At 52.4% G+C, this 12381-nt stretch carries 8 protein-coding genes and 1 pseudogene; 4 read left to right on the plus strand and 5 right to left on the minus strand.

Going from position 1 to position 12381, the window contains the following annotated elements; genetic code table 11:
- Positions 1 to 427: 427 nt before the first annotated feature.
- Positions 428 to 1927: a UbiD family decarboxylase gene (locus ABDK09_09660; GenBank protein XAW89847.1), complete on the minus strand. Its 1500-nt coding sequence runs from the start codon at positions 1925 to 1927 to the stop codon at positions 428 to 430.
- Positions 1928 to 2222: 295 nt separating this feature from the next.
- Between ABDK09_09660 and ABDK09_09665 the strand changes: the two genes are divergently transcribed.
- A complete protein-coding gene (locus ABDK09_09665; GenBank protein ID XAW89848.1) occupies positions 2223 to 3152 on the plus strand; it encodes a LysR family transcriptional regulator in 930 nt (309 codons plus the stop codon).
- A 191-nt stretch (positions 3153 to 3343) separates the two neighbouring features.
- On the opposite strand, the pseudogene ABDK09_09670 reads toward ABDK09_09665, so the two are convergent.
- Both ABDK09_09670 and ABDK09_09675 read right to left on the minus strand, forming a co-directional pair.
- Positions 3344 to 5099, minus strand: a pseudogene (locus ABDK09_09670) (lysophospholipid acyltransferase family protein).
- A gap of 246 nt (positions 5100 to 5345) precedes the next feature.
- Positions 5346 to 5918 (minus strand): YceI family protein, encoded by a 573-nt coding sequence (locus ABDK09_09675; GenBank protein ID XAW89849.1) that lies wholly within the window; start codon positions 5916 to 5918, stop codon positions 5346 to 5348.
- 390 nt (positions 5919 to 6308) lie between these two features.
- On the opposite strand from ABDK09_09675, the gene ABDK09_09680 reads away from it, so the two are divergent.
- Positions 6309 to 6806, plus strand: a complete 498-nt coding sequence (locus ABDK09_09680) for an acyloxyacyl hydrolase (GenBank protein ID XAW89850.1) — start codon at positions 6309 to 6311, stop codon at positions 6804 to 6806.
- Positions 6807 to 6999: 193 nt separating this feature from the next.
- On the opposite strand, the gene ABDK09_09685 is transcribed toward ABDK09_09680, so the two are convergent.
- On the minus strand, positions 7000 to 8793 hold the full coding sequence (locus tag ABDK09_09685) for a rhamnogalacturonan lyase (protein XAW89851.1): 1794 nt from the start codon (positions 8791 to 8793) through the stop codon (positions 7000 to 7002).
- Positions 8794 to 9215: 422 nt separating this feature from the next.
- On the opposite strand from ABDK09_09685, the gene ABDK09_09690 reads away from it, so the two are divergent.
- Together ABDK09_09690 and ABDK09_09695 are read left to right on the plus strand one after the other, a co-directional pair.
- Positions 9216 to 9962, plus strand: coding sequence for an alpha/beta fold hydrolase (locus tag ABDK09_09690; protein XAW89852.1), 747 nt, complete (start codon positions 9216 to 9218; stop codon positions 9960 to 9962).
- Between the two features lie 278 nt (positions 9963 to 10240).
- Positions 10241 to 11203, plus strand: coding sequence for a hypothetical protein (locus ABDK09_09695; GenBank protein XAW89853.1), 963 nt, complete (start codon positions 10241 to 10243; stop codon positions 11201 to 11203).
- A 252-nt stretch (positions 11204 to 11455) separates the two neighbouring features.
- Here the strand turns inward: ABDK09_09695 and rhlP are convergent, their stop codons facing one another.
- Positions 11456 to 12331 carry a rhombotarget lipoprotein gene (gene rhlP / locus ABDK09_09700; GenBank protein XAW89854.1) on the minus strand — a complete coding sequence of 292 codons (876 nt, stop codon included), beginning with the start codon at positions 12329 to 12331 and terminating at the stop codon, positions 11456 to 11458.
- Between the last annotated feature and the right edge of the window lie 50 nt (positions 12332 to 12381).

Below are 12381 nucleotides of genomic sequence, written 5' to 3' on the forward strand. Positions count from 1 at the left end.
GTAAGCACTCACTATCAGCAAAGCAAAAGGTGGCCAAGGCCACCTTTTTTTATACCTGCGATTTACCCCACCAAACCGCCTCTTTCTTACGGGGACACACACCGTCGTGATGCCTCTTTTTTACGGGGACACACACCGTCGTGGTGTCTCTTTCTTACGAGGACACACACCGTCGTGGTGCCTCTTTCTTACGAGGACACACACCGTTGTAGTGTCTCGTTCTTACGGGGACACACCGTCGTGGTGTCTCTTTCTTACGGGGACACACACCGTTGTGGTGTCTCTTTTCTTACCGTTCTTACGGGGACACACACCGTTGTAGTGTCTCGTTCTTACGGGGACACACACCGTTGTGGTGTCTTTTTCTAACGGGGACACACACCTTTATTACGGTGTGTGTCCTGCTTAGCGAAGTTCAGATCGATGATCAGTCTTGTGGTAAGAAGCGCTGGTAATCGACTTCCATAAACTGCGAGCGCTGGAAGCGGGTCTCTTTCAGTTCCAGCGGTACGGTACAGTCGTAGATAGTTTTGCATGACATACCGCGCGCTTTGATCGACGGGCTCATGTCCGGCATTTGTGACGGGTCGAGTACGTGGGTGGTGACGCCCGGGATCACTATGGTATCGACATCGGCTTGGTGGCGGGTATTGAGCGCCCACAGCACGTCGTTAGAGTCAAAAATATCCACGTCATCTTCAACCAGAATGATGTTCTTCAGCTCCGGGAAGGCACCGAAGGCGACCAGTGCGGCCTGGCGCTGACGACCTTCATCTTTGGCACTCAGTTTCTTGAACTGCATCACCGCCATCAGCTTACCGCCACCGGAAGAGTGGGCGTAGACGTTCAGGACACGGCCCGGCATAGCGCGCTCGGTCATCGACAAGATACTGGCTTCGGTACAGATCCCCGCCAGGCTGACGTGCTCTTCACTGCAGCCGATACAGGTTTGGGTGATTGGGTTGGTGCGCGTCGTGACCGATTTGACTTTGATGACCGGCAGGCTCGGGTTGGCTTCGCCGGTGTAGCCCGGAAACTCCGGCATGGCTTTACCTGTGTGGCTGTTTTGATCTTCCACCACGCGGTAGTCCGGCATGATCTCGCCTTCAATCACGATTTCAGCATGGGCAATGGCTTTGGTATCGACGGTTTTGGCTTGGACCAGTTCAACCGGACGGTTACGGAACGCGCCGGCGATTTCCAGTTCGTTAAAGCCCAGCGGGGTCACTGGTGGCTCAAAGCAGGCGGAAACGTACACTGCCGGATCTAGACCGATATTGACCGTGATGGGAAGAGGTTTGCCCATGGCTTCGGCTTTTTTACGGAACACATCAATATGGCGGCCCGGCGCAAAGAAGATCGACACTTCATCGCGCGACTGAAAACACTGGCGGTGAATGGTGACATTGGTGTCACCGTTTTCCGGATCTTCGGCGTACACCAGACCGAGCGTGACGTAAGGGCCGGCATCTTCCACTGTGTTGGTCGGCGCCGGGATCAATTTGCGGATATCGAAGTCCGGATCATCGGCGTAGTGTACCACTTCCTGGCACGGCGCTTGATCGACCAGGATCGGTTTGATCGGATTATTGGCGGCCTGCATCATGGCATGACCGAGATGCTCCGGTTCATGACCGAGCAGCAGGGCGGTACGTGCGCGGCTGGCCAGTACGCCAATCGCAACCGGTGATTTCTCAAAGTCTTTGATGTTATTAAATAGCATCATCGGGCCTTCTTTGGTCGGGCGCATAGTCGTGCCGGCCGCGCCGATATGGCGATAGACGCCGGACAGCTCACCGACCGGATCGACTTCGATATCGGTTTCCAGCAGCTGGCCTTCATATTCGGAGAGAAATTGAATCGCGGAGCGCAGGTCGGTGATCTCTTCCCGGGCGCGTTGGTAATCTTCAGGGCGGTATTTTTTCATCTTGTCTCCTCGCAACTGTTGTGTGCTGCGACTTCAGGTTTAACGCACAATGGCGGGTAGCGGCTTTGAGGCGTGCAAGGCAATCACGGGCGTGCGTCGGCCCAGCATGAACGCTGTGCGTGACGGGCGTGATTTGTCGGGTTTGTCAAAGCGGGTGATACGCCGTTAGTGCGCGGGGTGGTGCTGTGAACGGGTCGCAGAGCGTGCAACCCGTTATCTGCAGCCCAGTATAGAGATTGAGCACAAGTTATCCATAACCTAAAATGAATGTGAAATATTACGTTTTGGAATGTTTATGAAGCAGGTTAAACCGCTTAATCAGATCAATATGAATCTGTTGATCCCGCTCAACGCCTTGCTGGAGTACAAAAGTGTTACTGCGGCAGCAGAATCGCTCGGCATTGCCCAGCCGACCATGAGTAAGCATCTCGCCCAGTTACGCCGCTTACTCAACGACCAGCTGCTGGTGAGGGTCGGGTCGCACATGCAGCTCACTCCAACGGCGCTTGAGATCCAGTCGAGTCTGACGCTGGTGCTGGACGGGCTGAATGATATTTTCGCCGCCAGTTATGATCCGGATAAGGATAAGCGCGAGTTTATTATTGCCTGCCCGGATTATGTCAGTGCCTACATTCTGCCGGATGTGATCCGGCCCTATCTGGCTGATGAGTCGCAGGTGTCGTTTCATGTTATCAACTGGGATGTGCAGGCGCGCAGCCTGCTGCTGGAAGGATTGATCGACTTTGTGATCACCATAGATGAGGATTTTGCGCCCAACTTTATTCGCAAAGTGATCGATAAAGATCACTGGGTGATGGTGATGAGAGCGGATCATCCGCTGGCTAATCAGGTTGAGATCAGCATGGATCAGTTACTCGCCCAGCCGTTTGTGCAGACCGTGACCGGTGGCGGCAGCTCGAAACAGATTGACCGCTATTTCAGTCAGCGCCGTCTGAAACGCAATATCAAACTCACCACTCAGGGCTATATCCCGACCTTCAGTGCCATTCGCAGCAGCGACATGATCTCTGTGGTGCCGCAGCATCTGGCGACATACATGGCGCAGGACTTCGGCCTGGTGGTGCGGGTGCTGCCGTTTCGGGTCGCGCAGTCACAACATTCGGTCTACTGGCACGAAAAGTTCAATAATGACAGTGCGCACCGTTGGTTTCGCGACCACATCATCAGCGAAATTATCACGCACCCGCGCCACCGCAGCGGCTAAGCCTGCAGAGAAAAGAGTAAGCAGAAAGAAAAAATAAGCAGGACACACGCCGTTACGGTGCCTCTTTGTTACGAGGACACACACCTTTAATTGCGGTGTGTGTCCTCGTAAGAGATGCGCCTTTAGTTACGGTGTGTGTCCTGTTAAAAGACATCCTGTTAAAAGACAGCGAGGTTGTGCGGGCAGCCAGATTACTGCTGATGGTAATTGAGGTACTGCTCAGCTTCGGCGCTGCCCATATAACGCGCCAGCGTGCGCTGCGGCACGTTGCGCAGGTCGACCACAATCAGGCCGTCGAGGGCATCGTTAAAGTCCGGGTCGATGTTAAAGCTGACCAGTTTACCGTTCAGGCCGAGATACTGGCGCAGCAGCACCGGGACCCCTTTGCCTTCATCGATACGCGCAATCACCCGCGACAGCAGCTGTAGATCGGCCAGTGAAGTGAGCAGACTGGCGTTCCACAGGTTGTGTCCGATCGGCAGCGGGTTGGTGGCTTCGACCAGATCCGCCTGCGCTTTGTCGTAGTAGTGCAGAGTCATGGTATCGGCCAGCAGGCGGCGCGCCTGATCGCTGTAATCATTGCTGATACTGACCGGCCCGAAACAGATGAGTGTACTGTGGGTTGCGGCTGACGTAAGTGGCGATGCCTTTCCACAGCAGCAACAGCGGTGCCATGCTTTTCTGATAGTAGGCGTCGATCACCGAGCGGCCCATTTCAATCGCATTGCCCATGTTGTGCAAAAAGCGCGGATCGTAATGGAACAGAGTGCTGGAGTAGAGTCCGTCGATACCGCGCTGTGCCAGAATTTGATCCACCAGGCCGAGACGGTAAGCGCCGACCAGCGCCTGACGCTCACGATCCCAGATAAACAGATGCAGGTAGTCGCGATCAAACTCATCGATATCGAGCGCCAGTCCGGTGCCTTCGCCGACCTGACGGAAGTTGATTTCTCGTACCCGGCCAATCTCGTGCATGATGGCCGGAATGTTTTCGGCCCGGGTGCAGTAGACGTCAAATTCGTTGTGGCGCAGCAGATGGTCGGAGAAGGAGAGTCGCGCTAAGTCCTGGCGCAGATCATCCGTTGGCAGACGGCTGTCGATTGGCTGCAGCGCGCTGTCCTGGGTCGCCTTATTACGCGTGATGGTGTGCTGGCTGTGCAGCAGGTAGGTGTTAAGGCGCAGGTAATTGACCAGTTGCTGGTCGCACAGATCGTGAATCTCTTTGTAGTGAATGGTTTCACCAATCGCGATTGAAATGCAGCTCTGTTTTTTATTGAGCAGCTCGCGCCCCAGCATCAGGGTGCGCAGCAGCGGATGGATCTTGCCGGCCATGTAAAAGCGTTTCGAATTATGGCCGTCGATAAACACCGGCACCGTTTTGGCTTTGTGTTTTTTGATCAGGCGGCTGACCGAGTGACTCCACTCTTTGTCTTCCAGGCGGCGCTGTTTGCGATCGACCAGTTGCGACACTTCACCGGCCGGGAAAATCAGCAGTAAACCACCTTGCTCAAGGTGTTTATGTGCCTGACGCATCGCGAGCAGATTGGCTTTGGCCGATTTCTCCGTTTCAAACACATCGACGCCGATAAACAGTGAGTCGAGTTCCGGTACGGTTTTGAGGTAGTGGTTGGCGAGGATCTTGATGTCAGAGCGGCGGGTCAGCAGCATTTCGGCCAGGATCACGCCCTCGACGCAGCCGAGCGGGTGGTTGGCAACCACGACCGTGGCGCCACTTTGCGGCACATGACCTAGCGAGCCTTTATTGAGCTGATAGTCGATGCCGAGAATTTCGAGGGTAAAGCGCAGGAACTGCGCGGTATCACAGCCGGCCGGGCGCTGGGCGTAGAATTTATCCAGCTGGCTTAATCCGGTCGCCCATTCTGCCAGGTGTTCGCCAAGGCCAAACGGGGTTTTACGCGGTAATTTGAAGGGGCTGGTGGATAGCATAACGTCCTCACAATCCTATGTGTTGACGTTATGCTAGTCAGCCTGTGTGTCAGATTCGCGGCGCTTTAATGAGGCTTTAATGGCGGTTTGATTGCAATTTAGTGACTCGATTACAAATTGGTGACTTGATTACAACTTAGTAACTTGAATACAACTTAGTGACGCCGGCTGGTGCTGTTGTCACTAAGTTATTGATTCCATCAAGTGCTCAAGTGCCGCGTACTACGGTAGCCGTTATTGTCGACGTTAGTGTTGAAACAGCAGGGTCAGGCTGACCGGCACACTGTCCGACAAACTCAGCCCGCCGACGGTTTCTGACAGGGCGCTCAGGTTGGCGGCCGGAATCGAGAAGTCCGCGGCGTTGATGATGACCGGAGCGCTGGAGCTGACCATCACCTTGCCATCGGATGGCATGATCACCACCGGGAAATCGACCATTTTACTCTGCCCGTACAGGGTGACCTGGGCCGGAATGGTCGTGCTGGTGGCTGCCCCGGACAGCAGTTTGCTGTCGACCATGCCACTGACCATGACCTGCGGGTATTTCATGCTTTCAAAGTAGATCTCGTTGAGGCGGCTATCACGAGTCGGCACGCCGGTACTGATGCCTTTCAGGTCGATATTGACTGAGAACTTACCCTCTTCGCTCAGTTGTCCGCTCAGGGTACGTATGCTGGCCGGCTCAACAATATACTGCTTTTTGATGGTGGCGAAGCTGACCGACGAGAGGTCTGAATTGAGCATGTAATCGCCTGCGGCGAGCGTCGGCAGAGAGAATGCGCTGAGTACCAGACAGAGGGAAGAGCTGATTTTGTTCATTATGCTAACCTTGTTCAGGAGAGGATTAGCCATAAGCGTAGTCGGTTAATTCACGGGATGACAAATATTGACGCGATGGTCGCTGATCATCAGATGACAGATGTTCACCGGACGGCAGCCATTGAGCGGATGACCAAGAAACATTGAGCGGATGAAAAAGAAAACGACCACGCGCCGTTGGTACTTTTTTAACCTGGTTTCGTCACGGCACAGTGGCCTGCATCGCTTGCCGCGCTGGTTGTGTCTTTAGTCAGGCGCGCCAGAAAAGTACAAAACGTGATCTGCTACACAACTTTCCTATTGGCGTGCCTATACTAAAATGTCTTTTATCAATAACAACAAGAAAGCAAAACTATGAATATTTTATTTCGTAATCTATTGATAGTCATAATGTCTATTCTGTTTGTTCCTGCCAGTTACAGTCAGAGCCTGGTTGACGGTGTCAGCATCGGGGCCGGTTATTCGTTTGATGACGACCTGCTGGGGCGCATCGGGCTGCAGCACGATCTCGATTACCGCTGGCTGGAGAGTGACAGCGGCCACCTCGCCGTGTACTGGGATGCCTCCTATAACCGCTGGTTTCTGCGCGACGATGATGATTTCAGTATCATCGCGCTGACGCCGGTCCTCTATTATCAGTTCACTCAACCGCTGCTCGGCGGCGTCCCTGTGGTTGAGTTGGGGATCGGGGTGAGTTACATCAGCGACCGTTATGTCAATGATCGTGATATGGGCGGCCACTTTCAGTTTGAGGACCGGATCGCGGCCGGGCTTAAATATGACGCGGTTTATCTCGCCCTGATGTATGTCCATTACTCGAACGGCGGGCTGTATGATGAGAATGCCGGCTACAACACCGCACTGATCAATATACAGTATTCTTGGTAAGGCGGGCGATCTCAATTAAGCACACCGACGGCGCTGAGACCATAGCCGAGAGTCGCTCTCGTCTAGGGTTAAATTAATATCCCCACACGACGTTCATCGTGCGGGGGCTGGTTATTTTTGACTAGCTTTTATCAAGGTGATGTTCGGCGTCGGAGCGCCGTCCGGGAAGTAGTAGCTGACATGAGCTGGCTGGTTATAACCGACGTTTCTGTACCACCACGTTCATGCGATACATAGGATCATGCATCAAGGTGTAGTTTTTGTGCTCGGTTTCAATCCAGGTCGAGATCAGCAGCAGTTCAGTGTTGTCTACATTAGGGAAAATAACCTCTTCGCGCCAGTCACCTAAAATATCGGCCACCAGGTTAGCGTCATTTTTTGAGTCATGCACGGTGGCTGCGCCATAGTACCAGCCGGTCAGTAAGCGGGTTGAGCCGCTGATATTGGATCCTGAACGCATTTCTTGCTGTACATCACCATCAAAATAGATCGGTTGGTTATAGGAGTTGTAGTCAGTATCCAGGCTGTTGCCTTCGGCATCAAAGGTGCCAAGACCAACGGCCGCAACTTCAGAACCGCGATAGTCGGCGGTGACATCAGCCGCCCACGCGCGCCCGACATCATCGGAGCTCAGCACTTCCCACAAAATCTCACCGGTTGCGGCATCGCGCATGTCAATGCCGTAGGTACTGTTCTCGTGTGGTTGGAAGAACTCCAACCCGTCACGATCTGGTATCAGGTCGCCAATGGCATGCGCATCGCCATGGCCGCGTTGTGTGGTATACAAGCCGCTACCATCGTTATCGATCGCCATTGCACCGTAGGTCAGTTCGTCAGAGCCATCATTGTCGACATCGCCGACCGCCACGCTGTGGTTACCCTGGCCGGCGTAACCTTCGTTCCCTTCATCATCTGAGTCAAACTTCCACACCGTGGTTAAACTGTTGGCACCATCCCACTTGTAAGCGGCCATACCGATTCGGCTGTAAATCCCCCGGGCAAACACCAGCAGCGGACCTTGCTCGGCATCATATAGCACAGCGGCTTTTTTCGATGCTGAGCGTTTACCGTAATCGTCGCCCCAAGTTGCTTCCATATCCTCAGTTGCTCCAATCGCTGGCCAGTAATTGACGGTCGCCATTTCTTTACCGGTTTCGCCGTTGAACAAGGTGATATAGGATGGGTCACTCATCATGTGACCTGAGGTTCGCTCAATAACTAAGGTGTCATCGTCATCGGCGGCGGGCCCCTGGCTCAAATAACTACCGGTACCATCAATGGTACCCGGGCCGGTTGTCATGGCGACTTCGGCTTTGCCATCCTCATTGAGGTCGTACACCATGATGTTGAGGATTTGCTTGGTGGTATTTGGACCGCAGTCAATACGCCATAGGCTGTTGCCGTCCAAATCAATCGCTTCAACATAGGAGTGCAGGCCTGAGCTTGGTTCCCATTCAAAAATTAATTCATACTGACCGTCACCGTCCAGGTCGCCGACACTCATGTCACCCGGGGTATATGTGATGTCATCATTCTGCGGGGCTTCCGGCAGTGGGATGCGTTTGAAGGGAACCTTAGACTTGGTTGGGCTCAAATAAGGTGATTGCAGTTCCCAGACCGACACCGAATTAGAGACTTCATTACCGGTGCTCAAGACGGTTTCGACGCTGTAGGTATCAGAGGCAGAGCCGTCTTCATCCAGATAATTGGTCGATGTGGTGATCGGCGTAGTGTTGATTTGCTCGCCATTGCGGTACAGATTGAAACCGATATCACGGTTATCAGCGCCCAGCATTCGCCAAGACAAATAGACGCCATCGGAGCGCTCCAAAGCCACCAAACCACGGTCGAGGTATTCCATTGGTCGCGTGTTATCGTCGGATTTTGCATGTAAGGGTGCCATGGAGCCCAATAAGCCTAATGTACAGCTCAATGCTAACTGGCTAAGCTTGCTGCGTTGCTTCAGTTTTATGTTTTTACTTTTCATATATTTCTCTATCGAAAATCGATAAAGAAAATATACAGATACCATGCGTCATATTGTAAAACTTGATGCATTTAAAGGGAGCGATGTAACAGATTACAAAAGATCTCTAATAAGTGTGTTGACCTATTACTTTTGGTATTTTTTTTCATGGGTGAGCTTTAAGGAGAAAGCTTTTAAGGGGGACACACACCGTGGAATGAGGGCTTTTTAAGGCGGACACACGCTCTAAGGAAAGTCTGAAGCGGACACACAACATGAACGGAATTCTGATTTGATTGACTTTAATGGTTATACCCGGCAGCTTGAGCAGTTCGATTACTCACAATATGCTGCGGTGAAAACTCGTGAGGGGAAGGTCGCGGGTTTGAGCTTTTGTTTATATCAGCAAAGCGATGTGCCTTCAGAGGTGTTCATCATTTACCATGGCGGTGGCGTTTCACCGCAACGCGGGTTACCCCGTGCTGGCTTACCAGTTGTGCGCCGACCCTTATGTTGCGGTCTGTCTGGTCGATATTCGCGGGCATGGTCAATCTGATGGTCAGCGGGGAAGCGTTGCCCGGCCTGATCTCATTTGGCAGGATGTGGATACGATTATGGGGGAGATGGAGCGGTACTTTCCTGACGCGCGGCGGCATCTTGTCGGGCACTCCAGCGGGGCTGGTATGCTGATAAATTATTGTACCCGTTACGATTATCAGCACTCAGCTGACAGTCTGATTCTTGTGGCGCCTGAGTTTGGCCCGTTTGCCGGAATAGCGCGTCCGATTGGAGAGAGGCAGCGCTTCGCTCAGGTGCGCCAGTGGCCGTTCATTGTTAATGCGATGAGCGCGGGCTACCTGTTGGGTGAATGCTGGGCTGTAAAACTGCATTTTTCGGATCAAGTATTAAGCTCTTCACCTGGTTTTGTTTCTCGTTATAGCGTCAACATGGCTAATGCTCTGACACCGCGCGATCCCAAGAAACAGTTATCGTCGTTATCAGTCCCAACCTTGTTGCTGTTTGCTCAGCACGATGAGCTGTTTGATCGTCAGGCTATGTGCGATTTTGCAAATCAACACGGGAATGACTTGTTGCAAAGTCAAGAGATGCCAGGTGCAACACACCTCGCCTGTGTGTTTGATGCCCACCATTACATGGCTCCATTCATCGCCGGTTTATCGCCATGTTAGTAGTGTTAGCCCGTTTGTTAGCAGCGTGTTAGCCGGAGCATGTTAGCCGGACACACACCGTTAATGGATGAATCTTTAAACAGGACACACACCATTATTTCAGTGTGACTGATGGTGTGTGTCCTCTTTATTTTCCCGTATTAGCGGACATTTTCTAATACTTTATAAACAGTGAAGTTGCAGCTGTTACGATATCCGGGCTGCAGTTTTTATTTGTGCGTTTGCGCTTTATGCTCTGTGGGCCAGACTCGTCATATCACCCATAAATGACATGACCTATGACGACAGCACGATCTCAATTGATTTGCCCTGACATCACGCCTTATTATCACTGCGTTTCCCGCTGCGTACGCCGCTCGTATTTATGTGGTGAGGATTCTCATACCGGTCAGTCTTATCAACATCGTCGCGCTTGGGTGGAAGAGCGCATTTTAACTCTGGCGACCATTTACTGTATTGAGATCTGCGCTTATGCAGTGATGAGTAATCACTATCACTTGGTGGCCTTTATCGACATGACCGGAGCGGCTGCGCTTTCCGATTCAGACGTCATTGAACGCTGGGGGATAGAACACTGTTTACCCAAGCTTATTCAGCGTTACCAATCAGGTCAAAAGTTAGCTGACGCTGAATGGCAAAAGTGCCGGGAAATTATCGAAGTTTGGCGCACTCGTCTGTGCTCACTCAGCTGGTTTATGAAAGAGTTAAATTACCAGATAGCTAGGCAGGCGAATCAAGAAGATCAGTGTACCGGACGGTTCTGGGAAGGGCGGTTTAAGTCTCAGGCGCTGTTGGATGACAAAGCTCTGCTGGCAGCCATGGCGTACACTGACCTCAACCCTGTACGGGCGAAAGTCGCGGATACGCCCGAGCAGTCTGACCATACTTCGGTAAAAGCGCGCCTGATTGCTCTGGATAGAGGTAAAACCTCTGCGCATGCTTTGCTGGATTTTATCGGTTATCACAGCCTGGAAAACACGCGTGGTATCCCGTTCCGATTGATGGATTACCTGGAGTTGCTTGATTGGCTGGGACGGCAGATGAGAGAAGGCAAACGTGGGGTTATCGATGCAAGATCACCGGGCATTCTGCAGCGCTTATCACTGGTGCAGAAAGAGTGTTTAACGCTTTGCTCTGAACTTGAGAAGAAGCCGAGAGCCTGGGTTGGTTCGCAGCGTCACCTCATGCATGCTAAATCGCAGTTAAATCGTCAGCGTATGCTGGGAATCGTCATTTCTTAGTTATTTAAAACCGGGTACACATCCGTTTCTGCTGTATTTATTCATTTCCTCTCTGAGACTCCTTGAAACATATTCTTCATCAGCATTCATTTGTTTGTACTCCTTCTGATAGCGAAGGACACCACACTTTTGGTTTTTCGGCTTAAGGTGTGTGTCCTGTTCAGCCTAATGGGTGAATCTTTAACGAGGACACACACCGCTATATTTACGGTGTGTGTCCTGTTCAGACCCTCCTGTTCAGACCCATGCTGTTCAGCCTCTTTTGCCCGCTCGTCTGCGCAGCGCAGCAATACAGCCCAACACTGCCAGCAGGAGAAATTCCGGCCCGCTAAGAGCGCTGCCTGAGTAGCCTTTGCTGTGTACTATTTGCACTTTTTCCGGCTGCTGTTTGACTTTATCTTTGAATGAAGCGAGCTGGATATCGAGATTCTGGATCATCATATCGGTTGCTTCGGCAAAGCTTTTACGGCTGTCTTTACGCAGTGATTCACTCAGGTTAACCGGGGTGGCGCTGCTTTTTACCTGGCTGGTACCCGGCGCGCGAAACAGCATATTCTGACTTCTCACATCGAACACGGCGGTGTCGAGCATGGTGCTGGTGTCGTTCTTCTCGCCAGCCACGAAATAGCCGCCAATCAAGGTCCAGTAGGTGAGTGACAGTAAGCCTTCATCGGTAAACTGCACCTGGTCATAGGAAACCAGAGCAATCACATCGGTGCCGTACATGGTCTGAATCTGGCCCAGGTTGGCAAAACTGCCGTGCGGGGTAAGGTAGGCGGGAGGGATCACCGTGATCTCATTGATGTAGTCGTAGCGGCGAAAATGGCGGGCAACTTTTTCCAGCAGATCCACTTTTTCCGCATCCGTCAGTGTGCTGGCCGACAAAGAACCTGCCCAGAAATTAGAGCCACTGGCGTAAGCGCTCTGGTCGGGCACAAACGCTATTCCGACGTTAATTGGCAGCGTTAACACCGGCACCGCCGGTTCAACAATGGTTTCAGCGCCCTTGGGATAGAGATAATCGACCACGCTGCTGCGTGCACGGCTTTGCTGACTGGCGCATCCGCTGATAAGCGAACATACGATAAATGACATCATAGCAATGAGTTGGATTTGGCGACGTTTCATGGACCACCTCTGCCTTCACAAGGTTACTGCCTGTATGGCGATGCTGCTTT

It is taken from the genome of Vibrio sp. CDRSL-10 TSBA (assembly GCA_039696685.1).
GTDB lineage: Bacteria > Pseudomonadota > Gammaproteobacteria > Enterobacterales > Vibrionaceae > Vibrio.

Coding starts and splice junctions, on each gene's coding strand:
- ABDK09_09665 (XAW89848.1), top strand. CDS start 2,223: ATGAAGCAGGTTAAACCGCTTAATCAGATCAATATGAATCTGTTGATC.
- ABDK09_09680 (XAW89850.1), top strand. CDS start 6,309: ATGTCTATTCTGTTTGTTCCTGCCAGTTACAGTCAGAGCCTGGTTGAC.
- ABDK09_09690 (XAW89852.1), top strand. CDS start 9,216: ATGGCGGTGGCGTTTCACCGCAACGCGGGTTACCCCGTGCTGGCTTAC.
- rhlP (XAW89854.1), bottom strand. CDS start 12,331: ATGAAACGTCGCCAAATCCAACTCATTGCTATGATGTCATTTATCGTA.
- ABDK09_09675 (XAW89849.1), bottom strand. CDS start 5,918: ATGAACAAAATCAGCTCTTCCCTCTGTCTGGTACTCAGCGCATTCTCT.
- ABDK09_09685 (XAW89851.1), bottom strand. CDS start 8,793: ATGAAAAGTAAAAACATAAAACTGAAGCAACGCAGCAAGCTTAGCCAG.
- ABDK09_09695 (XAW89853.1), top strand. CDS start 10,241: ATGACGACAGCACGATCTCAATTGATTTGCCCTGACATCACGCCTTAT.
- ABDK09_09660 (XAW89847.1), bottom strand. CDS start 1,927: ATGAAAAAATACCGCCCTGAAGATTACCAACGCGCCCGGGAAGAGATC.